Origin of the sequence: Amycolatopsis sp. cmx-11-32 (assembly GCF_047608695.1) — a bacterium.
Classification (GTDB): domain Bacteria; phylum Actinomycetota; class Actinomycetes; order Mycobacteriales; family Pseudonocardiaceae; genus Amycolatopsis.
On sequence record NZ_JADNQN010000001.1, the window covers coordinates 459,428 to 481,047 of the forward strand.

At 69.4% G+C, this 21,620-nt stretch carries 18 protein-coding genes and 1 pseudogene; 5 read left to right on the forward strand and 14 right to left on the reverse strand.

The features are described from left to right. The first annotated feature begins 48 nt into the window (after positions 1-48). The gene (gene wecB, locus ACM6LR_RS02235; RefSeq protein WP_414943227.1) at positions 49-1,200 is read left to right on the forward strand and encodes a non-hydrolyzing UDP-N-acetylglucosamine 2-epimerase; all 1,152 of its coding nucleotides are present in this window, start codon (positions 49-51) and stop codon (positions 1,198-1,200) included. On the opposite strand, the gene tsaD is transcribed toward wecB, so the two are convergent. Genes tsaD through tsaB form a run of 3 tightly spaced genes read right to left on the reverse strand, consistent with a single transcriptional unit; the run spans position 1,197 to position 3,384 of the window. After that, the gene (gene tsaD / locus ACM6LR_RS02240) at positions 1,197-2,243 is read right to left on the reverse strand and encodes a tRNA (adenosine(37)-N6)-threonylcarbamoyltransferase complex transferase subunit TsaD (protein ID WP_414943059.1); all 1,047 of its coding nucleotides are present in this window, start codon (positions 2,241-2,243) and stop codon (positions 1,197-1,199) included. The two genes, wecB and tsaD, sit on opposite strands and share 4 nt — an antisense overlap. Then, on the reverse strand, positions 2,243-2,722 hold the full coding sequence (rimI, locus tag ACM6LR_RS02245; RefSeq protein ID WP_414935886.1) for a ribosomal protein S18-alanine N-acetyltransferase: 480 nt from the start codon (positions 2,720-2,722) through the stop codon (positions 2,243-2,245). Before rimI ends, tsaD begins: the two co-directional genes overlap by 1 nt. Continuing rightward, complete coding sequence (gene tsaB, locus ACM6LR_RS02250) at positions 2,719-3,384, reverse strand: tRNA (adenosine(37)-N6)-threonylcarbamoyltransferase complex dimerization subunit type 1 TsaB (protein WP_414935887.1); 666 nt, start codon at positions 3,382-3,384, stop codon at positions 2,719-2,721. Before tsaB ends, rimI begins: the two co-directional genes overlap by 4 nt. 301 nt (positions 3,385-3,685) lie before the next feature. On the opposite strand from tsaB, the gene ACM6LR_RS02255 reads away from it, so the two are divergent. From ACM6LR_RS02255 to ACM6LR_RS02265, 3 genes and pseudogenes are all read left to right on the forward strand, one after another. Then, positions 3,686-5,107, forward strand: coding sequence for an acyl-CoA synthetase (locus ACM6LR_RS02255; protein WP_414943060.1), 1,422 nt, complete (start codon positions 3,686-3,688; stop codon positions 5,105-5,107). After that, positions 5,104-6,346, forward strand: a pseudogene (locus ACM6LR_RS02260) (carboxyl transferase domain-containing protein). The gene ACM6LR_RS02255 and the pseudogene ACM6LR_RS02260 overlap by 4 nt, the downstream one beginning before the upstream one ends. Positions 6,347-6,845: 499 nt before the next feature. After that, positions 6,846-7,268, forward strand: a complete 423-nt coding sequence (locus ACM6LR_RS02265; protein WP_414943061.1) for a hypothetical protein — start codon at positions 6,846-6,848, stop codon at positions 7,266-7,268. Positions 7,269-7,445: 177 nt separating this feature from the next. Here the strand turns inward: ACM6LR_RS02265 and tsaE are convergent, their stop codons facing one another. From tsaE to glmS, 8 genes are all read right to left on the reverse strand, one after another. Further along, positions 7,446-7,910, reverse strand: coding sequence for a tRNA (adenosine(37)-N6)-threonylcarbamoyltransferase complex ATPase subunit type 1 TsaE (tsaE, locus tag ACM6LR_RS02270; protein WP_414935890.1), 465 nt, complete (start codon positions 7,908-7,910; stop codon positions 7,446-7,448). Then, the gene (locus tag ACM6LR_RS02275; protein ID WP_414935891.1) at positions 7,910-9,007 is read right to left on the reverse strand and encodes an alpha/beta fold hydrolase; all 1,098 of its coding nucleotides are present in this window, start codon (positions 9,005-9,007) and stop codon (positions 7,910-7,912) included. Before ACM6LR_RS02275 ends, tsaE begins: the two co-directional genes overlap by 1 nt. Then, the gene (alr, locus tag ACM6LR_RS02280) at positions 9,004-10,143 is read right to left on the reverse strand and encodes an alanine racemase (RefSeq protein ID WP_414935892.1); all 1,140 of its coding nucleotides are present in this window, start codon (positions 10,141-10,143) and stop codon (positions 9,004-9,006) included. Before alr ends, ACM6LR_RS02275 begins: the two co-directional genes overlap by 4 nt. A 29-nt stretch (positions 10,144-10,172) precedes the next feature. Next, complete coding sequence (locus ACM6LR_RS02285) at positions 10,173-11,264, reverse strand: ABC transporter ATP-binding protein (RefSeq protein WP_414935893.1); 1,092 nt, start codon at positions 11,262-11,264, stop codon at positions 10,173-10,175. Positions 11,265-11,268: 4 nt separating this feature from the next. Continuing rightward, the gene (xylB, locus tag ACM6LR_RS02290; RefSeq protein WP_414935894.1) at positions 11,269-12,696 is read right to left on the reverse strand and encodes a xylulokinase; all 1,428 of its coding nucleotides are present in this window, start codon (positions 12,694-12,696) and stop codon (positions 11,269-11,271) included. Continuing rightward, positions 12,686-13,501: a DeoR/GlpR family DNA-binding transcription regulator gene (locus ACM6LR_RS02295; protein ID WP_414943062.1), complete on the reverse strand. Its 816-nt coding sequence runs from the start codon at positions 13,499-13,501 to the stop codon at positions 12,686-12,688. Before ACM6LR_RS02295 ends, xylB begins: the two co-directional genes overlap by 11 nt. A gap of 234 nt (positions 13,502-13,735) precedes the next feature. Then, positions 13,736-15,181: an NAD(P)H-hydrate dehydratase gene (locus ACM6LR_RS02300; RefSeq protein WP_414943063.1), complete on the reverse strand. Its 1,446-nt coding sequence runs from the start codon at positions 15,179-15,181 to the stop codon at positions 13,736-13,738. A 14-nt stretch (positions 15,182-15,195) separates the two neighbouring features. Further along, positions 15,196-17,058 carry a glutamine--fructose-6-phosphate transaminase (isomerizing) gene (glmS, locus tag ACM6LR_RS02305; RefSeq protein WP_414935897.1) on the reverse strand — a complete coding sequence of 621 codons (1,863 nt, stop codon included), beginning with the start codon at positions 17,056-17,058 and terminating at the stop codon, positions 15,196-15,198. A gap of 152 nt (positions 17,059-17,210) precedes the next feature. Between glmS and ACM6LR_RS02310 the strand changes: the two genes are divergently transcribed. Continuing rightward, positions 17,211-18,035, forward strand: coding sequence for a dienelactone hydrolase family protein (locus ACM6LR_RS02310; protein WP_414935898.1), 825 nt, complete (start codon positions 17,211-17,213; stop codon positions 18,033-18,035). A 241-nt stretch (positions 18,036-18,276) separates the two neighbouring features. On the opposite strand, the gene ACM6LR_RS02315 is transcribed toward ACM6LR_RS02310, so the two are convergent. From ACM6LR_RS02315 to ACM6LR_RS02325, 3 genes are read right to left on the reverse strand one after another with little or no spacing between them, the layout of a single operon-like run. After that, positions 18,277-18,843 carry a hypothetical protein gene (locus tag ACM6LR_RS02315; RefSeq protein WP_414935899.1) on the reverse strand — a complete coding sequence of 189 codons (567 nt, stop codon included), beginning with the start codon at positions 18,841-18,843 and terminating at the stop codon, positions 18,277-18,279. Between the two features lie 27 nt (positions 18,844-18,870). Beyond that, on the reverse strand, positions 18,871-21,246 hold the full coding sequence (locus tag ACM6LR_RS02320; RefSeq protein WP_414935900.1) for a hypothetical protein: 2,376 nt from the start codon (positions 21,244-21,246) through the stop codon (positions 18,871-18,873). Then, positions 21,243-21,557: a hypothetical protein gene (locus ACM6LR_RS02325; RefSeq protein WP_414935901.1), complete on the reverse strand. Its 315-nt coding sequence runs from the start codon at positions 21,555-21,557 to the stop codon at positions 21,243-21,245. Before ACM6LR_RS02325 ends, ACM6LR_RS02320 begins: the two co-directional genes overlap by 4 nt. Positions 21,558-21,620 lie beyond the last annotated feature (63 nt).

Sequence of the window (21,620 nt, forward strand, 5' to 3'; positions counted from 1 at the left end):
CGGCGGCTTTCCGGAACACTCGAATCCGTGGATGAGGAGCGCGAACGCGTGGACGTGATGTTGCTGGCCGGAACCCGCCCGGAGGCGGTCAAGCTCGCGCCGCTGGCATTGGCGCTGGCGGAGCACCCGCACCTACGGCCCTTCGTCGTCCACAGTGGACAGCATCAGGGCATGGTCGAACAGGCGCTGATCCCGTTCGGCCTGCCTGTCGATGCCTGGCTCGACATCCCACCGCGAACCACCGGGACCCAGGCGGAACTCGTTTCCGGGGTGCTTCCCGCGCTCGACGAGCTGCTGCGGCGGGTCGCGCCCGCGGCGGTCGTCGTCCAGGGTGACACGACGACGGGACTGGCGGGCGCGCTCGCCGCGTTCTGGCTGGGCATCCCGGTCGTGCATCTGGAAGCGGGGCTGCGCACGCACGACCTCGCCGCGCCGTTCCCCGAAGAGGGGACGCGGCAGATGATCTCGCGCATCGCGGCCCTGCACCTCGCGCCGACACCGGGCGCCGCGGCCGCGCTGCGCGCGGAAGGTGTTCCGCGCCAACGGATCGCCGTCACCGGCAACACCGTCGTCGACGCCGTGCTCGCGATCGCCGAACGTGATCTCCCGGCGAGGGACACCGCGTTCGCTTTGCTGGAGATGGAGATCGCCGAGGCGGGCGAACGCCTCGTCCTCGTGACGTCACACCGGCGCGAGTCCTGGGGCGAGCCGCTGAGCCGCACGCTCGCGGCCATCGAACTGATCGTCGCGGAACACAGCGACGTCCAGGTCCTGTTCCCGGTGCACCCCAACCCGGACGTGCGGGAGCAGGTCGTGGCCGCGCTCGGCGGGACCCCGCGGGTGACGATCACCGAACCGCTCGAATACCCCGATCTCGTGCGCGCACTGCGGCTCGCCGAGCTCGTCCTGACCGATTCCGGTGGTATCCAGGAAGAAGCGCCGACCTTCGGCACACCCGTCCTCGTACTCCGTGACGTCACCGAAAGGCGCGAAGCCATCGAGGCGGGCTGCGCCTGGCTCGTCGGTACGGACACCGGCCTCATCGCCGACACCGCGGCCAAGATCCTGCGCGGCGATCTCTACCCGACGCACGCCGGAAACCCTTACGGTGACGGCAATGCCGCCGCGTTGTCGGTGGCGGCGCTGGAGGAGCTGCTCGACCTCGCCCCGGCTCCGCGCACCGCCGCCGAATCGCGCTAGATCGAGACGATCTGGACCGGCAGTGCCGGATTGGCGGAGAAGTCGAGCGAGGCCCGCGGACGTCCGGCCGCGACCACGTGGGCGCCGAGCGCGGCGATCATCGCGCCGTTGTCCGTGCACAGCCGCGGCCGCGGGACGCGCAGGGTGATCCCGGCCTCGGCGCAGCGCTCGGCGGCGAGTTCGGACAGCCGTGAATTCGCCGCCACGCCACCGGAAATCACCAGCGTGTCCACTCCGTGTTCCTTGGCGGCACGGATCGCCTTCTTGGTGAGAACGTCGGCGACGGCCTCCTGGAACGACGCGGCGACGTCGTCGACAGGGATCTCCTCGCCACGGCGCTCGGCGCCTTCGATCCAACGGGCGACGGCGGTTTTCAAGCCGGAGAAGGAGAAGTCGAACTTGGCGTCTCGGGGTCCGGTCATGCCGCGGGGGAACGCGATCGCCGCACCGTCACCGTTCTTGGCCGCCTTGTCGACGGGCGGGCCGCCAGGGTAGGGCAGGCCGAGGACGCGGGCGACCTTGTCGTAGGCCTCGCCCGCCGCGTCGTCCACAGTGGACCCAAGCTCGGTGATGTCGGACGCAATGTCGTCCACCAGCAGCAATTGCGTGTGACCACCGGAGACGAGCAGGGCGAGACAGCGTTCGGGCAGCGGCCCGTGCTGGAGCGTGTCGACGGCGATGTGCCCGGCCAGGTGGTTGACGCCGTAGAGCGGGATATCGAGCGCGGCGGCGTACGCCTTGGCCGCGGCGACGCCGACCAGGAGCGCACCGGCGAGACCAGGTCCGGCGGTCACCGCGATGGCGTCCACATCGGACAGTTTCAGCCCGGCCTTGTCGAAGGCGCGCTCGACGGTCGGGACCATCGCCTCCAGGTGCGCGCGGCTGGCGACCTCGGGGACGACGCCGCCGAAGCGGGCGTGCTGGTCGACGCTGGAGGCGACCTCGTCGGCGAGGAGTTCGACCGTGTTGTCGTCGTGCAGGCGGACGAGGCCGACGCCGGTCTCGTCGCACGAACTCTCGATGCCCATGATGATGCGTGGCATCAGCCCGCCACCTCGTCTCGGACCTGGGCCCGCGGACGGGCCATCGTGTAGGCGTCGGCGCCGGAGGGCTGGTAGTAGCGCTTCCGGAGGCCGACGCGTTCGAAACCGTGCCGCTCGTAGAGCGTGATCGCCGCGTCGTTGTCGGTGCGGACTTCGAGGAACACCGGCGCGACGAGCTCGTCGGCGCGAACGAGGAGCGCTTTCAGCAGCGTGGTGCCGATGCCGTGGCGCTGCCATCCTGGGTCGACGCCGATCGTGTGGATGCTCGCCTCGTAGTCGCCGCGACGACCGACGACGGCGAGTCCGGCGTAGCCGATGACCTCGTCGCTTTCGTCCGGGCGCGCGACGAGATAGTGGCCGCCGGCGTCGAGTTCCGCGTGGAAGGCGTAGGCACTCCACGGCGAATCGCCGGGAAAGAGGATCTTCTCTATCTCGACACAGCGGGGAATATCCTTGCGGCGTAAGGGTTCCAGCCTCACGGCGTGGTCACCTTCTTGCGCGCGGCCGGTTCGACGGCGTCGGGGCGGCGGAGGTAGAGCGGGGTGAGCGGTGCGGGCTCGCTTCCGCTTTGGAGTGCTTCGCGGGCGGCCTTGACCAGTCCGAGGGGTGACGGGAAGCGCGGCTCGATCGGCTGGACGCCGAGGGCGTCCGCGTAAAGGAGGGCGCCGTCGCCCGCCGCGACCTTGATGGTGGTCTCGAGGTCGGCAGGACGCTGGACGTGCGGGCCGTCGGTGCGGGTGCTGTCGGCGGCGTACGCGGCCCAGTAGACCTCGCGGCGCCTCGCGTCGGTGAGGACGAGGAAGGGCGCTTCACCGGGGGCGACGTCAGCGGCGATCGCGTCGAGACTGCAAACCGGGTGGGCGGGGATGCCGAGGGCGTGGGCGAGCGACGCGGCGGTAGCCATTCCGGCGCGAAGGCCGGTGAAGGGGCCGGGGCCGACGCCGCAGACGATGGCGTCGAGATCGCGGAGCGTGACGCCCGCGGCCTTGACCGCTTCGAGGGTGTGGGGCGTGATCAGCTCGCCGTGCGCGCGCGGATCGACCGTGACGCGGTCGCCGCGTGACTCGAGCGTGTCGCCGTCGAGGGCGACGAGGCCCGCGGTGACCGCCGGGGTCGAGGTGTCGATGGCCAATACCAGCACGGTTACCCAGCCTACGACCAGGCCCGCGCGTCGCGTTTAGCGGCCTAAGTGCGATCCGGTGCCGTGACCGCTCCCCCGCCGCCGGATCGCACTTAGGCCGCTAAAGTCGCTCCCGCCTGGCCGCCCGCTCCCGCAGGTGACTCCGGCCGCCAGATCGCGATTAGGGGGCTAAACGCACGTCGGCGGCCGGAGCGGGGAGGGGTGTGAAGCAGGTCGCAGGGGTGGAGGCGGGTAGCGCGGTACGGTCCGTCCAGCGAGGGTCACATGCCCCGGCACGCGGAGTCGAGCAGGAGGTCACACGGTGCCCGATCGGTTGTTCCCCACCCTGGCGAGCGGCTCCGACAAGGAGGCCCTCCGCTTCGGCGGCACTTCCCTGACCTACGCGGACCTCGCGGCCGTCGCCGGCACGCTCGCCCGCGACCTGCCGAGCGGCCGTGTCGCCGTTTGGGCGACACCGACGGTGTACACCAGCGTCGCCGTGATCGCCGCGCTGCTCGCCGGCGTCCCCGCCATCCCGCTCAACCCGAAGATCGGTGAGCGCGAACTCGCGCACATCCTCGGCGACAGCGAGCCCGTCCTCGTTCTCGCCGAACCGGGCGCCGACCTGCCCTCCGGCCTCGCCGGCCTGCCCCGTCGCGACATCACTCTCGAAGGCGCACCCGTCGATCTCCCCGCGGAACCGGACGCCGAGGCCCCGGCGCTGATCGTCTATACCTCCGGCACCACCGGCCCGCCCAAGGGCGTAGTCCTCCCACGCCGCGCGATCTCGACCACTCTCGACGCGCTCGAGAGCGCCTGGGACTGGACGGCCGACGACGTCCTGGTGCACGGTCTTCCGCTGTTCCACGTCCACGGCCTGATCCTCGGCGTCCTCGGACCGCTTCGGCGTGGCGGCTCGGTCCGGCATCTCGGCCGGTTTTCCACGGAGGGCGTGGCACGCGAACTCGCGACCGGGGCGACGATGATGTTCGGCGTCCCGACCATGTATCACCGCATCGCGGGCGAAGTCGGCGACGACCCTTCGCTTGCCGAGGCTCTGAGCGGTGCCCGGTTGCTCGTTTCCGGATCGGCCGCGCTGCCCGTCCACGACCACCAGCGCATCACCGCGGCGACGGGCCAGCGCGTGATCGAGCGCTACGGGATGACCGAGACCCTCATGAACACCAGCGTTCGCGCCGACGGCGAGCGTGTCCCCGGCACCGTCGGCCTCCCGCTGGAAGGCGTCGATCTGCGGCTCGTGGACGAGGCGGGACAGCCCGTCGAGGAGATCGAGACCGTCGGCGAGATCCAGGTCCGCGGGCCGAACCTGTTCACCGAATACCTCAACCGCCCCGACGCCACTGAAGCCGCGTTCGACGACGGCTGGTTCAGGACCGGCGACATGGCGACCCGCGACGCGACCGGATACGTGAAGATCGTCGGCCGGAAGGCGACGGATCTGATCAAGAGCGGCGGTTACAAGATCGGCGCGGGCGAGATCGAGAACGCGCTCATGGAGCACCCCGGTGTCGCGGAGGTCGCGGTGACCGGCGAGCCCGACGACGACCTCGGCGAGCGCATCGTGGCCTGGGTGGTGCCCGACGGACAACGCCCGACGGAGTCGGAACTCGCCGACCACGTCTCGCGCCTGCTGTCGCCGTACAAACGGCCTCGGGTGGTCCGTTATCTGGAGGCGTTGCCGCGCAACGACATGGGCAAGGTCATGAAGCGGGCGCTCGGATGAGCAGGCCTTCCGCGCGGTCCGTCATCAAGGAGATCGCGACCGGTTTCGTGGACTTGGACGTTCCGCGTTCCGACGAGCCGGACGACGGGCCGATCGATTGGCCCGGCTACCGCTTGGCACGTGAGGCCGCCGCGGAGCGATCAGGTGAAGACGAGTCCGTCCTTTGCGGAACCGCCAAGATCGGCGACGTCGAGGCGGTCGTGATCGCCTTCGAGTTCGGCTTCCTGGGCGGATCGATCGGTCAGCGGACCGGTGATCGCGTCGAGGCGGCGTCGCGCGGGCAGTGGAGTCCCGGTTGCCCGTGGTGTCGTTGATCGCGACCGGCGGCAGCCGCACGCAGCAGGGGATGCGCGCGCTTTCGCAGCTGCAGCGCATCGCGCGGGCAGCGGCCGGAGCCCGGACGGTGCCACGGATCTCGGTGCTGCGCGATCCGACCACAGGCGGCGGCTGGGCGACACTTGGCGCGAGCGCCGACGTCATTCTGGCGCTCCCAGAAGCGCAGGTCGGCTTCGCCGGTTCACGGGTACGCCCTGCCGACGCGCCTGCGGAGGCGTACACGGCTGAGGCGAAGCTCGCATGGGGTCAGGTCGACAGGGTCGTGCCGCCCGCCGACCTTCCCGACGTGCTGGAACGGTGGCTGCGTTTGCTGTCTTCGCCGACGACGGAAGCCGCCGTGCGGAGTACCTCGACGCGTACTTCGATTGGCGTGAAGATGTCTCGGGCGACAGGTGCGGCGGAGTCGACTCCGGTGTCTTATGCGGCTTCGGCCGGCGAGGTGGCCGGACGATCGCGTACGCGGCGCAGTGCGGGACGGCGACGCTGCCCGCGGGGTTCCGGAAGGCGGCACGGCTGGTGAGGCTCGCGTCGCGGCTCGGGATCCCGGTGCTCACGCTCGTCGACACCCCCGGTGCGGCGAACGACGCGGCGGCCGAACGGGCCGGGGCCGGTGCGGCGATCGCGGAGTTGTTCGAGGCGATCGCGAGTGCTGCCGTGCCGATCACGACGCTGGTGATCGGGGAGGGCGGATCCGGTGGCGCGCTCGCGCTCGCGGCACCGGGATCGACCTGGGTGACGCCCGGCGCGTACTTCTCGGTCACCTCGCCCGAGGCGGCCGCGGCGATCCTCAAGCTGCCGGCCAACGAAGTCCCCGCCCTCGCGGACCGCCTGCGGCTACGCCCCCAAGACCTGGTCGATCTGGGAATCGCACGCTCCGTGGTCGCCCCCGCGGATCGCGTTTAGCCCGCTAAACGCGATCCGGGAGTTGCCGGCGCGGAAACAGAAGCGACAAACGGTCGAAGATCGGCGCTGAGCGGGCATTATGCGCCGAGAATGGCCATCTGAATAGGGCGAAGGTCGTCGTCGAACGTCCGGTACCGAACATTTCTTTCCATATCGACGACGGTGATCCACTCGAAAGTGTGACCGCGAAGAACTCTGGGTGTACTTAACTCTCGCTATCTGCGCAAAAAGATTGCGAGCCGCGTCCGCAACCACTCTTTCGTGTTACCACTGCACAATCCGATGACCCGGGGTGAATTACGCCGACCGCTCGGCGCAGGATCCAGCAACCTTTCACTTACCGCTCCGTAGGTCCGGAAAGTTCGTCCACAATGGCTTGTGTTGCGGCTCGGAAACATCCGTGTGTCGCGCATAAAGGAAGCGGCTCCCCATGCCGGGGGAGCCGCTTTGAGGTTCAACAGCTCCATCAACCCGAAGAAGACCTATGGAGGCGTCAAACATGCCCAGCGTAGCGCCGTGTTCCGGCGGTATGCCAGAGGAGCCACCCCAGCCGCAGGCGATGACCCCGGATACGAACCAGGATCACCACGGCGGGTGTCACCCGGCAGAAGTCAGTCTCGACGAATTGCTCGATTTGACGGGCGAACCGGTCGGCATGGTCACCGACCCCGCGTGCCGTCGCGTACATCTGCGTCCCGCGACGCAGTGGCCCGAATTCTGGCGAAGCACGTTCTTCGGCAGCCGGGAGAACACCAGGCGTGTCCTGCTTTATTGGTTCGCCTTGATCGCCGCACTTCTCGCACTGACCGTCGTCGCGACACCGGCCGCGCAAACCGGCGTGATCGGCCTGTGCGGAGTGTGGTGGCTTCACCATCGGCGCGGACGAGGCGGGCCGCAGGCCGAACCGGCCCCGGCCGTCTAGGAAAGGGTGCGCATGCCGCTGTTCGAACCAGCGGCATGCGCACCCCCAAGCCCGGACCACCGCGGTCTTGGGGCACGAAGGGGACGCTTCGCCAGGTCAACTCTGATGCGGCATCCGGGTGAGACTCGCGTTTAGCGGGCTAAAGGCGCTCCGGCCCGCTCGCCGCACAGATCGCGATTAGCCCGCGAAACGCAAGTCGGGCGTCCGGGACTCCCAGGTGCCGTGCGGCTCCAAGGTGACCATGCGGACATCGTCCTCGCGACGCTCCAGGCGCACGACGAGGTAGTCCTCCGAAAGGCGTTCCGCCGCTCCTTCGCCCCACTCGACGACCAGGGCGGACCGCTCGAGTTCGGTGTCGAGATCCAAATCGTCCAGCTGCGAGAGATCCCCACCGAGCCGGTACGCGTCGACATGCACCAGAGCTACCCCGGCCTCACCCGCCGGATGCACCCGGGCGATCACGAACGTCGGCGAGCTGACCCGCCCACCGACGCCGAGACCGTCCGCGATCCCGCGGGTCAGCGTCGTCTTGCCCGCCCCGAGCGGCCCGGCGAGCAACACCAGGTCGCCCGCGAGGAGGGAACGCCCGAGCGCGCGCCCGAAGTCCATGGTCGACTCGGGAGTCGGGAAAGCGAAGTTCATCAGCGCTGCCACCACCAGGTTCGCCGGTCAGGATTTTCACCATCGGTGCCCGTGCACCGCTGCATCAAGTCGATCAGGTGGCTGTTCACCAGTTCAGGTTGTTCCAGCTGCACCATGTGCCCCGCGCCGCGCACGCGCACCAGCTCCGCGTCCGGCAGCTCCGCCGCGATCCGCTCGGCGTGCGCGATCGGCGTGAACCGGTCGGAATCGCCGCCGATGACCAGCACGTGCGCGTGTTTCAACCCGGCGAGCGCGGCGTACCGGTTGTGGCTGCCGAGCGTGTCGACGAAATTCACGAGCCCGCGCACCGGCGTCACTTCGAGCATTTCCAGCATGAAGTCGACGAGTCGCGGAGACACGTCCCGGCTGCCGAAAGCCAGCCTGCGCACGGCTTGCCGGGTCAGCTGCCCTCCCGCCGCGCGCACGAACTCGACGAGTCCCGGCTGCCAGCCCGCCAGCCCGCCGACGCCTCGTGTGAGCGGGTTGTACTTCGAAAGCAGTGATCGTGGCAGTCCCCGAGCACCGACTTCGCCCGCCGCGGTCGCGATGAACGCGACACCGCCGACGCGGTCTTCGAACAGCTCGGGATGCTCCGAAGCGAGTTCCATGATCACCATGCCGCCCATCGAGTGCCCGATCAGCACGATGGGTCCCTCCGGCACCACCGAGCGCAGGACCATGTCGAGGTCGCGCGCCAGCTGTTCGATGGTGCTGGTTTCGGCGTTCGCGGCGCCGGATTGCCCGTGCCCGCGGTGGTCGTAGTACACCTGACGCACTCGCGGCAGCTTCAGCGACGCGAGGTCTCGCCGCTGGAAATACCAGCAGCGCTTCGACAACGCGAAACCGTGCACGCCGACGACGGTCAGCTCCGGTTCGCCGCCATCGGCCGGATCGATCTCCTCGACCGTGAGCGGCGTGCCGTCCTCCGCCGCCACCGTCGAAGTCCGGTCCGGTTCGAGATCCCCCAACGGCTCGTCCACGAACGGATCCTCACTCTGCCGCCGCTGCTGGGCGGCGACGGCGATCGCGGCGGCGGTGCCGGTGGCGACCGCCCCGACGCCGCCGACGATGGCCAGCAGTCGTCGTGAAGGTGTCACGAGCCTGCCTCCAGATACGTCCGGTGGATTCGCGGGCGGTACATCGAAGTCACGATCTCGTAGTCGATCGTCCCCAGCTTGTCAGCCCATTCCCGGGCCGTCGGCTCGCCAAACGTGCCCGGGCCGAAGAGGACCACTTCGCTGCCGACGGCCGGTTCGTCTTCTCCGCAGTCGACGATCAGCTGGTCCATGCAGACGCGTCCGGCCACCGGACGGCGACGTCCGCCGAGCCAGACGTCCATCCGCCCGGACAGCGACCGCGGCACGCCGTCCGCGTATCCGACCGGGACCAGGGCGAGGGTGGTGTCGCGCTCGGTCGTCCAGGTGTGGCCGTACGACACGGACTCGCCGGCGGCGATCCGTTTCGTGAGCACAACCGACGACTTGAAGGTCATCGCCGGGCGCAGATCCTCGGTGACGGGCACCGGGTTCAGCCCGTAGATCGCGATCCCGGGACGCACGAGGTCGAAGTGCAGATCCGGCCTGGTCAGCACCGTGGCGGAGTTCGCGAGGTGGCGCAGTGGGTCCAGGCCCGCCGCGCGGGCGATGTCGTAGGCCTCGTCGAACCGCTTCGCCTGCGCGTCGATGGACGGGTGACCTGGCTCGTCGGCGCAGGCGAGATGCGACCAGATCGCGACGACCTCGATGAGCGGCTTGGCGGCCGCCGCGGCCTTCACCAACGCCGGCCATTCCGCAGGTGGGCACCCATTTCGGGACAGCCCGGTGTCGATCTTGAGGTGCACCCGACAGAGCGCACTTAGGCCGCTAAAGTCGCGCGCCCGGCGCGCGCCGTCGGCCACTCGCGCGAGCTCGTCGAGGGAGCTGACGGCAACGTCGATGCCTTCGGCGACCGCGGGCGCGAAGTCGGCTTCGGGGGTATCGAGCCAGCTGAAGAGACGGCATCCGATCCCGGCGCGGCGCAGCGCGAGCGCTTCGTCGAGAGAGCAGGTGCCCAGCCAGGTGGCCCCGCCCTCGACAGCGGCCCGGCCGATCTCGAACGCGCCGTGCCCATAGCCGTCGGCCTTGACCACGGCCATGGTCTGGGCCCCTTGGGCGCGGGAAGCGAGCAGGGCGACGTTGTGCCGGATGGCGGACAGGTCGATGACGACCTCGGCACGCGGGAAACTGGCGGTCATAACGACCACCAGTTTCCCACGGACCCGGCTCAGGACAGGCGTGCCCCGGTGGTGGCGGAGAACACGTGCAACTCGTCGGAGCGGACCCGCAGGTGCAGGGTGTCGCCCATGACCGGCGGCTTGCGCGGGTCGACCCGGGTGACGACGTTCGACTTCGTGCCTTCGGCGTCGGTCTCGGCGAGCTTGCCGTAGACGTACGCGTCCGAGCCGAGCTCCTCGACGAGATCCACCTTGATCGGCAGCGTGCCGTCTTCGCTGGTGGTCACTTCGAGCGATTCCGGCCGGAAGCCGAGGGTGACGGTGTCACCGTCGGCCTTGGCGAGGATTTCGCGGGTCAGCGGCACTCGCGCACCGCCGAGTTCGGCACCGTCTTCGGTGAGCTTCGCGGTGACGAGGTTCATCGCGGGCGAGCCGATGAACCCGGCGACGAAAGCGTTTGCGGGCCTGTCGTACAGCGCGCGCGGGGTGTCGCACTGCTGCAGGAGACCGTCCGAGAGGACCGCGACCCGGTCGCCCATCGTCATGGCCTCGACCTGGTCGTGCGTGACGTACACGGTGGTGACGCCGAGACGGCGCTGCAGGGCGGCGATCTGCGTACGCGTGGACACCCGCAGCTTCGCGTCGAGGTTCGACAGCGGCTCGTCCATCAGGAAGACCTGCGGCTCACGCACGATGGCGCGCCCCATCGCGACACGCTGCCGCTGACCACCGGAGAGCGCCTTCGGCTTGCGGTCGAGGTACTGCTCGATGTCGAGCAGCTTGGCCGCGTCGAGCACCTTCTGTTTGATCTCCGAGGCCGGACGGCCCGCGATCTTCAGCGCGAAGCCCATGTTCTGGCCGACGGTCATATGCGGGTACAGCGCGTAGTTCTGGAACACCATCGCGATGTCGCGGGCGCGCGGTGGTAGCTGCGTGACGTCGCGGTCGCCGATCCAGACGGCGCCTTCGTCGATGTCCTCGAGGCCGGCGAGCATCCGCAGGCTGGTGGACTTGCCACAGCCGGAAGGCCCGACCAGCACGAGGAATTCGCCGTCGGCGATCTCGAGTTCGAGTGCGTCCACGGCGGGCCGCTCGGAACCGGCGTAGCGCCGGGTCGCCTTGTCGTAGGTGATCGTGGCCATCGGTTCAGTCCTCTTTCGGTTTCGCGGAAACGCCGTGCCCGAGTTCGCGGGCTTCGAGATGCCGTTGCTGGATCCGGTGTCCCTCGGCGCGGTCCGCCTCGGTCGGTTCGAGCGGGGTGTTGCCGTGGTCTTCCTGCCAGCGGGGAGGTTCCGAGCTGGAAGCGAGGGCCCAGGCCGCCTGCCGCGCGGCACCGACCGCGACGTACTCGGCGACCTCGGGGATGACGACGGGCACGCCGAACACGATCGGCGCGACCGCGCGGACGGCGGCCGACCGCGCGCCACCGCCGATCAGAAGCACTCGACGGACTTCGAGTCCCTGCTCACGAAGGGCGTCGAGACCGGCGGCGAGTCCGCACAACATGCCTTCGACGGCGGCGCGGGCGAGGTTTTCGGGCGTCATGTTGGCCCTGGTCAGGCCGAAGAGCGTGCCGGTGGCGTCCGGGAGGTTCGGCGTCCGCTCACCGTCGAGGTACGGGAGGAAGGTGAGGCCATCGGAGCCCGCGCCGGCGGCGAGCGCCAGGTTGTCGAAGTCCGCGAGTTCGACGTCGAGCATCGCGGAAGTCGCGGTGAGCACGCGGGCGGCGTTGAGGGTGCAGGCCAGTGGCAGGAATCGGCCGGTGGCGTCGGCGAATCCGGCGACGATGCCGGAGGGGTCGGCGCTCGCGGTCTCCGAAACGCCGAACACCGTGCCGCTCGTGCCGAGTGAGACCACGACGTCGCCGGGGGCGAGTTCGAGGCCGAGCGCGGCGGCCATGTTGTCGCCGGTTCCGGCCGAGACCAAGATCCCGTCCGACGTGTGCCCCGCGGCTTCGGCGGGACCGATGACCTTGGGTAGTTCGGGGGTACGGCCGCCGAACGCGTGCGCGAGGAGGTCTTGGCGGTAGACGCCGGCGGCGGGCGAGAAGTATCCGGTGCCGGAGGCGTCGCCGCGGTCGGTGACCGGCTCGGCGCCCTCGCCCAGCAGCCGCCAGGTCAGCCAGTCGTGCGGGAGCAGGACGCGGGCGACGCGATCGGCAAGCTCGGGCTCGTTCTCCGCCATCCAGCGCAGTTTCGTGACGGTGAAGCTGGCGACCGGTAGTGAGCCGACGGACTTCGCCCAGTGCTCGGGGCCGAGTTCGCCGCCGAGGTCTTCGGCCGCCCTCGCGGATCGAGTGTCGTTCCACAGCAAGGCGGGCCGGACGACCTCGCCTGCTTCGTCGAGGGTGACCATGCCGTGCTGCTGACCGCCGATGCCGATCGCGCCGACACCGTCGAGCAGGCCGTCGGTGGCCTCGCGGAACGCGTCCCACCACGCCGACGGGGCAACCTCGGTGCCATCGGGGTGCGCGGCGCGGCCGGTGCGGACGATCTCGCCGGTGTCCGCGTCGCAGACGACCACCTTCGTAGACTGGGTCGACGAGTCGATTCCGGCGACCAGGTCAGAACTCATATTCCGGGCCCTCCGGTGCGCATTCGACCTGCTCGATGGCCGTTCCGGCGAGCAGCGCCGCCTCGATCTCCTCGGTCGGCGCCTCTTCGTCGGTGATCAGGAGGTCGTAGTCGCCGATATCGCCGTACGCGTAGGTGGCGGTGCGGCCGAACTTGGAGTTGTCGACGACCAGGACGTTGCGGTCGGCGGTGCGCAGCGCTGCCTTTTTGAGCTCCGCGTAGTCCTGGACCGGGTGGAACAGGCGGCCGACCGCGACCGCGGCGACCGAGACGAACGCGATGTCGGCGTGCGTGCGGTCGAGGATCGCGACCACGTCCGGACCGGCGCACGAATCGAACTCGTGGTGGTAGCGGCCGCCGGCGAGGACGACCTCGACGCTCTTCGCCGGGCCGAGGATGCGGGCGGCTTCGAGCGAGTTGGTGATGACGGTGAGGTCCTCGACCTGGCCGAGGCGGCGGACGAACGGAAAAAGCGTCGTGGAATCATCGACGAAGACCGTCTGACCGGAGTGGACGTGCGCCGCGGCGGCCTCGCCCAGTGCGTCCTTCGTGGCCTGGTTGAAAGTGTCGCGGAAGCGGGCGGCCGACTCCATGGTCGTCGCCGGGTAGGCCTCGACCTTGCCGCGCAGTTTGCGGAGGAGGCGGCGCTCGGCGAGGTCGTCGAGGTCGCGGTGCATCGTCATCAGGCTGACGCCGAACCGTGCGGTGAGGTCGTCGATGCGGACCTCGCCGGTGGCGATGACGTGGTCGAGGATCTCCTGGCGCCGGTGCTCGACGGCGGCGTCCGAGGGCCTGGTCTTAGACATGGGCGACACCGTTCACGACCCGGACCTTCGCGGTCTCGGCGGGGTAGGTGTCGGCGCTCACACCAGCTTCTTACCAGATTATTCGCCCAGAGTTAACACGTAACTCGATAACTCTCCCATTTCCCCTCACCTCCCCCCTCCGCCCGCCGACGTGCGTTTAGCCCCCTAAGTGCGATCTGGGGGCGGGCGCCCGCAGAGCACACTTAGGGGGCTAAACGCACGTCAGGGCCCTGGTCAGGAGGCGAGGGAGCGGACGGACCGGATGGCGTCGGGGACGGCGTCGAGGATGCCGGACGCCGCGGTGGGCGCGCCGTCGGCGGCCAAGGATCCGGCGAGCGAGTGAGCGTGCGCGGCGGACCCCGCGGCGAGCCACGGATCGAGCCCGGCCGCGAGCAGTGCGCCGACAAGACCGGACAGGACATCCCCCGACCCGGCCGTCGCGAGCCACGATCCGCGGGGCGTGTTCACCAGCGCGCGCCCGTCCGGCGCCGCGACCACCGTGCAGTGCCCCTTCAAGAGCACGACGGCGTCGTACTTCCGCGCGGCCGACCGCGCCGCCGCGACCCGGTCCGCCCCCGGCGGCGACCCCATCAGCCGCTCGAACTCCCCCGCGTGCGGGGTCAGCACGAGCGGCGTGTCCGGATCCCGCGCGTCGAGTACGTCGGGCGAGCGCGCGATGATCGTCGTCGCGTCGGCGTCCGCACACACCGGCACGCCCCGCCCGAGCACGAACCGCAGCACATCCCGGCCCTCATTGCCGGTTCCGATCCCTGGACCGACGACCCACGCCTGCACCCGCCCGGCGTCCGTCACCGACCCCGTCGCGATGACCTCGGGCCAACGTCCGCGCACCACGTCGGCGGCGTGCCCGGCGTACCGAACCAGCCCAGACGTCGCCCGCATGGCGGCGCCGGCAGCGAGCACGGCCGCACCCGGGTACGTCGCGGATCCCGCGGCCACCCCGACCACGCCTTGGCTGTACTTGTCGTCAACCGGCCCCGGCACCGGCCACGCCGCGGCGACGTCCGCCGTGTCGAGCCGTTGAAGATCGGGCACGCCGAGTTCCGGCCGCAATCCGATGTCCACCAAGGCGACCTCGCCGCACGACACGGGAGCGAGAGCGTGTACCGGTTTGAGCGCGCCGAAAGTGACCGTGCGGTCGGCGACGACCGCCGGACCGTCGACGGCGCCGGTGTCGGGATCCACCCCGCTCGGCAGATCGACGGCCAGCACGGGTGCGGTCACGCGCTCGATCAGTGCGGCAGCATCCGCCCGCAAGGGCCCTCGCGCCGAGATTCCGACGATCCCATCGATGACGAGGTCGGCTCGATCAATCCATTGTGGACCGTCCTCAACAGACATAACCTTGCCACCGGATCGCTTCAAAGCGGCCAAACCCGGTCCGTGAGCGCGCTCAGGCTTCAACAGGATCGCCGAGACGGCCACATTGCGGCGGCGCAGGAACGCGCCTGCCCACAAGGCGTCACCGCCGTTGTTACCCGACCCGACGAGCAGCGTCACCCGCCGCCCGGACACCGAACCCGTGTGATCGGCCAGCATCTCGACGGCGTTCACCGCCAGAGCGAATGCCGCTCGCCTCATGAGCTCGCCGTCGGGAGTGACGGCGAGCAGCCGATCCTCCGCCGCGCGAATCCGTTTCGTGGTCCAGATTCCCTGCACGACGCCTCCGGTCCTTACTCGACGGTGACCGACTTCGCCAGGTTACGCGGTTTGTCGACGTCGTACCCGCGCGTACGGGCGATCTCGGCGGCCAGCACCTGCAGCGGAACCGTCGAAACCAGCGGCTGCAGCAGCGTCGGCACGGCCGGGATCTCGATCAGCTCGTCGGCGAACGGGCGGACAGTCTCGTCACCCTCTTCCGCGATCACGATCGTGCGGGCGCCGCGCGCCTGGATCTCGCTGATGTTCGACACCAGCTTCGAGTGCAACACCGCGCGGCCCTTCGGCGACGGCATCACCACGACGACCGGCAAGCCTTCTTCGATCAGCGCGATCGGGCCGTGCTTGAGCTCGCCGGCGGCGAAGCCCTCAGCATGCATGTACGCCAGTTCCTTGAGCTTCAGCGCGCCTTCGAGGGCGACCGGGAAACCGACGTGACGGCCGAGGAACAGCACGGCCTTCGAGTCGGCGATCCGGCGGCCGAGGTCGCGGACCTGGTCCACAGTGGACAGGACCTTCTGCACCGCGGCGGGCATGGCCTCGAGTTCGGCGAACTCGCGGGCGACCTCATCCGGGTACTTGGTGCCGCGGGCCTGCGCGAGCGCCAAGCCGACCAGATAGTTGGCCGCGATCTGCGCGAGGAACGCCTTGGTCGAGGCGACGCCGATCTCCGGACCGGCGTGCGTGTAAAGGACGGCGTCGGACTCGCGCGGGATCTGCGCGCCATTGGTGTTGCAGACAGCCAGGACGCGGGCCTTCTGCTCGCGCGCGTGCCGGACGGCCTCGAGGGTGTCCGCGGTCTCGCCCGACTGCGAAACGGCGACGACCAGCGTCGCGCGGTCCAGCACGGGGTCTCGGTAGCGGAACTCGCTGGCCAGCTCGACCTCCACCGGGAGACGGCACCAGTGCTCGATGGCGTACTTGGCGACCAAGCCCGAGTGGTACGCGGAACCACAGGCGACGACGAAGACCTTGTCGACGTCACGCAGGTCCTGGTCGGAGATGCGCTGCTCGTCGAGGATGATCCGGCCGCCGTCGAAGTGGCCGCGCAGCGTGTTCGCCAGTGCCTCCGGCTGCTCCTCGATCTCCTTGAGCATGAAGTACTCGTGGCCGCCCTTTTCCGCGGCCGAGAGGTCCCAGTCGACGGTGAACGGCTTGGCCTGGGCGGCGTCGCCGTGGAAGTCGGTGACCTCGTAACCCCCGCGGGTGATCACGACAAGCTGGTCCTGGCCGAGCTCGACGGCCTCGCGGGTGTGTTCGATGAACGCGGCGACGTCGGAAGCGACGAAGTGCTCGCCCTCGCCGACGCCGACGACCAGCGGGGAGGAACGACGGGCGGCGACGATGGTGTCCGGCTGGTCGGCGATGGTCACGACCAGGGTAAACGCGCCCTCGAGGCGACGGCAGACCGCGGCGACACTGGCCGGGAAGTCGCCCTTCGTGTCGCCCCCGATGTAGGCGCGGGAAATGAGGTGCGCGGCGGTCTCGGAGTCGGTGTCGCTCGCCATCTCGATGCCATCGGCCTCGAGTTCGCCGCGAAGGGCGGCGAAGTTCTCGATGATGCCGTTGTGCACGACGGCGACACGCTGGGAGGCGTCGCGGTGCGGGTGCGAGTTGCGGTCGACCGGGGCGCCGTGGGTGGCCCAGCGGGTATGACCCATCCCGGCGGTGCCGGTGAAGGCTTCCCTGCCGACGGTGTCGAGCTGGGACTCCAGGTTGGCCAGGCGACCCGCCTTGCGCTCGACTTTCAGTGCGCCGGCACCGTCTAGGACGGCGACGCCTGCCGAGTCATAGCCGCGGTATTCCATCCTGCGCAGTCCGCCGATGACGACGTCCAGGGCCGGGCGGTGTCCGACATATCCCACGATTCCACACACGGCCGCCAGCCTAACGAGAGAAATTCGGCCCCCTCGCGCGGGCGGCGCGCACTCGCGTTTAGCGGGCTAAACGCGTCGCGTTTAGCCCGCTAAAGGCGAACGCCGGGGCGGCGCGCGGGCCGGACGGAGGTGCGGGCAGTAAGGTCACGAGCATGGCCAGCAAGCCCAAGCAGCTGCTCGCGGAGCTGTCCCACCCAGGTCCGCACGAGGTTTTGCGCGGCAACCTCGCCCTGGTCGGGCTCCCCGGCGTCGTGTTCACGCCCCGTTCGGGGCTCGGTCTGCCCGCGATCGCGTTCGGGCACGGCTGGTTGCAGCCGACCGGGAGCTACCGGCACCTGCTCCGGCACCTCGCGAGCTGGGGCATCGTCGCGGCGGCTCCGGCCACCCAGCGCGGGCCGCTGCCGTCGCATCGGCTGCTGGCCGGCGACCTGCTCACCACGCTCGACCTGATCACCACGGTCCGTCTCGGACCGGACGGCATCAGCGTCGACCCGGCGAAACTGGGCCTCGCGGGGCATTCGACCGGAGGCGGTTCGGCGGTACTGGCAGCCGCGCAGGCCGTCGAGAACGACGATCGACCGCGAATTCAAGCTGTCGCGACCATCACTCCCGCACAGACGCTGCCGCCGGCGACGGTATCCGCCCAGTCGGTGACCGTGCCCGGTCTGCATCTCGCCGCGGGCGAGGACCTGGTCGCGCCCCCGGTCGGGCATGCCGAGGCCATCGCGGACGCGTGGGGCGGGCCGGTGCAGCTGCGGACGCTCGGGAAGTCGTCGCACCTCGGTGTCACCGAAGGCAAGCACTGGAGCCAGCTGCTGCTGCACGGGAAGCCGCACCGCGGGACCCAGCAACTGACGAGGGCGCTGTTCACCGCGTTCTTCCTCACTCACCTGACGGGGACGACGAAGTACCAGCCGCTGCTGGACGCCGACGTCAAACGCGCCCCGATCGAGCTCCAAGACGAACCCGCCGCCTGACCCGCTCCCCCGCTGACTTGCGTTTAGCAGGCAAATCGCGATCCGGGCCCTCAACCCGCACCTGGGTACTTAGCATGCCTACGCGTCACACTTAGCCCGCGAAAGTCGACACGGCCCGGGCGCGGGAGCCCTGCCGCCGGATCGCGATTTGCCCGCGAAAGTCGACGTGGGCTGGGCGAGCGGAGTGGGAATAGGAAGGGCCCGGCTCTGGTGAGCCGGGCCCGAAGTACGGTGAAGCGGGTCAGTCGACCATCCACGAGTTGTTCGAGAAGTCGTCGTCGTCGAAACCCTTGTCGTCGCGGGCGTGACGACCTCGGCGACGCGCGGGCGCGCCAGGTGCGTCGGGCGCCCCGGCACTCGGCGCGGGTGTGGGTGTGGGCGCAGGCGTCGGCGCCGCAGGCGGAGGGACGTCCACCGTCGCCGGCATTCCGGGCACCCCCGGCGCGACCAAAGGCGGCGGAGGAGGCAGCGGCGCCGGACGCGCCGTGTCGGGCCCCTGGCGGGTGCCGAACTCGGCGAACCGGGCTTCCGGCTTGCCGTCGTCCTCGATGTCGAAGCCGATCGTGTGACTGCGGTCGGCGGTCGTCTTGCCGGTCAGCCAGCCGCCCGCCTCCTTGCTCCGCTTCCCCAGTTCTTGCATGTGGGCGGCGTACTTGTCGTGGACGGCGGCGTCCTTCTGCATGGTCTCCATCGCCTGGGCTTTGGCGTCGGCGAGATGCCGCTCCCGTAGCCCGCGCTGCTCCAACTGCTCCGTGATGGCGGCGTCCTGCCTGGACATGGCGGCCGCCAGCCGGTCAACAGCGCTCATCGGTCCTCCTCGTTCCCCTGCTACCGATCATCGCTCGTAGCTGATCGAACGGTCGCCACCCTCGTCGTCGAGCGACCCGCTGATCCGGCCGCCCGCGCCACTGGTCTCGAAAATGCCACCCTCGACGCGGTACTGGCTCGACCCGCGTTGCGTGTCACCCCCGCCGCCGCCGCCACCGGCCGCGCCGCCCATGGCACCCATTCCACCCATCATGCCGCCCATTCCGGCGGACGAGCTTCCGGCACCGGCGCCCGCGGGGGCCGGGTCCATCCCGCCGGGCGCCATTCCGAGACCGCCGTCGGTCCCGGCCGGCTGCGCGCCGCCCCCGGTCTGAATGCCCGCCTCCAGCGAGCCGGCTTCGTTCAGCGACCCCGCCGAACCACCGTCGCCGACGCCACCGAGCGCGCCTTCGAAGCTGTTACCGCCTCCGCCACCACTGGCGGTCGGCACGGTGCCGTCACCATCCGAACCCGACGCCGCACCACCGGCGGCCGCGGCCTCCGCGGACACCGCGGCGGTCCCTTCGCCACCACTGACACCGGCGCCGACCTCGACGCCACCCGGAGCGCTGAAGCCTCCACCATCGGCGGGGGCGGGCATCGTGCGAACCTCGTCGACCTTGCCGGGCTGCGGATTGCCGGGATTCCGGTCGTCGAGACCGTTCTTGATGTCGTCGGTCTCGACGACATCGCCGGGCTTGAGTTCCTTCTTCTCACCCTTTTCGTCGAGGGTGTAAGTGGTCGGCTCGCCCTTGCCGTCATCGACGGTCACCACGGTCGGACCGTTCGGGCCCTGCGGCTGCTCGGCGGTGATCTTGAGGTTGCCGTCCTGGATGTGGATCTTGCCGTCCGGGCCGGGCCGGTAGACGCCGTCGGCGCCGGGCTCGCCTTCCTTGACCGCACCCTTCGGGCCGAAGTCGCCGTCTTTGCCCTCTTCGCCGGGCTTGCCGTCCTCGCCCTTCGGGTCGTCGAAGTCGAGCTTGTAGTCCTTCTCGTTGCCCTTGCCGTCGTCGACCTTGATGTCCATTTTGCCGTCTTTATCCGGCTCGGTCATCTCGATCTTGTTGTCGCCCTTTTCGACGGTCATGGTGTCCTGACCGTCGATGCCGTCCTTGATCGCATCGCCCGTCGCCGGGTCGATCGGGTACGGCTTGCCGGTCTCGGGGTCCAGCTCGAGCGGCTTCCCGGTGACCGGGTTCGTCCCGTCAGCGGGTTTGTCCTCCGGCTTCGGCGCCTCGGGAACCGACGCCGCCGGCGGGGTCCCGCCACCTCCGCCGGGCGGAGTGCCACCCCCGCCACCGGGCGGGGTCCCGCCACCACCACCGGGCGGAGTACTTCCGCCGCCATTGTCATCCTTGACCGGCGGTTTCTCGGCGGGCGGCTTCCCGGATCCGGCCGCGGGGAACGGATTCGTGTAGTCCTCCATAAACCGCGAAAGCTCGTGATACTGCGTGTTGATCGTGTCGGTCGCGTTCTTGCAGAGCTTCTTGAAGTTCTCGAAGCGTTCACCGAACTCTTTCGCGAACGAACCCTTCAGCCACTGCTTCGCGGCCCCGATCGCGTAATCCTTGTTCTCGTCGTTCAGCTTGCAGTCGTCGTCACGCAGCCGTTCGGCGAGATTGTTTCCCGGACACGCGGAGTCGAGCCAAGTCGCGACGTCCATGAGCTTTTCTTTGGAATCGACCTTGCCGTTCGCGATCTCGACGACCTGCTTCGCCGTGAAGAGCGGCGCGGTGGCGACCTTGTCGACACGCAGCTTCAGCGTTTCGTCGACCTTCAGCTTGAGCGCGGTGTAAATCTTGTCGATGGTCGAGGGCACCAGCTTGATGGCGCCGTCCATCTGCGCGATGAGTTCCCCTGCGTCGGGCTGGATTCGCTGCTCGTATTTGACCTTCGCGGCCGTCGCGCCTTCACCTTTCCAGTCGTGGAAAAGCGTGGTCAGCGCCGAAGTCGCGTCCGTCCTGGTCTGTTCGACGGCCTTCTTGGCGTCACCGAGATCCTCGACCTCGTCGAACATCGCCTGGAAATTGATCTCGCGGTTTTCGTGGAACCGATCCCAGACGTCGGTCTTGTAACTGATTTCGTACGGCCTGTCCGGCATTTTGTTCCAGACCTGCTCGGCCCAGTCGGAAAAGAAGTCCAGCGCCGGTTTCCCGAGGTCGAGCACCTGGTCCGACTTGGTCGTGGAACCACCCGCGGCAGGCCGGGCCATGGCGTCGAGGTCCTTGTCGGCCTGTTTCGTCTCGGCCGCCTGTTTTTTGTCCGCCCCCGCGTTCGAGTCACGTTCGGCGATGGCCTTCTCGTAGGCCGCGTCCCCACCGAAGATCAGCGCTTTCTTCGTGCCTTGCGTGATGTACGGATCGTCGAGCAGAGCTTTCTTCTGCTCCCACGTGTACTTGCTCATTGCGTCCCCGCCTTGTTGGCAGCCGCGGCGTTCGCCTGGTCGGATGTGGTGTAGCGGGTCGACGCGGTACTGACCCCACCGGCGAGCTGGGCGAGCTGGCCCGCGTAGCCCTTCATCGCGTCGGAAATGGCGAGGATTCCGGTGGCATAGCCCTTCTGGTGATCCTTGTGCACCCGGCCGAAGTCCGTGGGCTGGACCTGCGTCGGCCCCACCTTCCCCGCCTCGGACGTCGTGTTCTCACCTGCGCGCTCCAACGACGTCGACGCCGTGAGCATCGCCTCTGAATCGGCTTTGTAGCCCCCGTCCGGCATGACCGGTGCCCCCTTCGTCCCGCTGTATCCGCCTCGTTGTCCTACCTACGACGCACGCCGGCG

What these genes read in the sequence shown, in the direction of transcription:
- tsaD (WP_414943059.1), bottom strand. Translation starts at nt 2,243, where the DNA reads ATGCCACGCATCATCATGGGCATCGAGAGTTCGTGCGACGAGACCGGC.
- ACM6LR_RS02265 (WP_414943061.1), top strand. Translation starts at nt 6,846, where the DNA reads ATGCCCAGCGTAGCGCCGTGTTCCGGCGGTATGCCAGAGGAGCCACCC.
- tsaE (WP_414935890.1), bottom strand. Translation starts at nt 7,910, where the DNA reads ATGAACTTCGCTTTCCCGACTCCCGAGTCGACCATGGACTTCGGGCGC.
- alr (WP_414935892.1), bottom strand. Translation starts at nt 10,143, where the DNA reads ATGACCGCCAGTTTCCCGCGTGCCGAGGTCGTCATCGACCTGTCCGCC.
- ACM6LR_RS02285 (WP_414935893.1), bottom strand. Translation starts at nt 11,264, where the DNA reads ATGGCCACGATCACCTACGACAAGGCGACCCGGCGCTACGCCGGTTCC.
- xylB (WP_414935894.1), bottom strand. Translation starts at nt 12,696, where the DNA reads ATGAGTTCTGACCTGGTCGCCGGAATCGACTCGTCGACCCAGTCTACG.
- ACM6LR_RS02295 (WP_414943062.1), bottom strand. Translation starts at nt 13,501, where the DNA reads ATGTCTAAGACCAGGCCCTCGGACGCCGCCGTCGAGCACCGGCGCCAG.
- ACM6LR_RS02310 (WP_414935898.1), top strand. Translation starts at nt 17,211, where the DNA reads ATGGCCAGCAAGCCCAAGCAGCTGCTCGCGGAGCTGTCCCACCCAGGT.
- ACM6LR_RS02315 (WP_414935899.1), bottom strand. Translation starts at nt 18,843, where the DNA reads ATGAGCGCTGTTGACCGGCTGGCGGCCGCCATGTCCAGGCAGGACGCC.
- ACM6LR_RS02320 (WP_414935900.1), bottom strand. Translation starts at nt 21,246, where the DNA reads ATGAGCAAGTACACGTGGGAGCAGAAGAAAGCTCTGCTCGACGATCCG.
- ACM6LR_RS02325 (WP_414935901.1), bottom strand. Translation starts at nt 21,557, where the DNA reads ATGCCGGACGGGGGCTACAAAGCCGATTCAGAGGCGATGCTCACGGCG.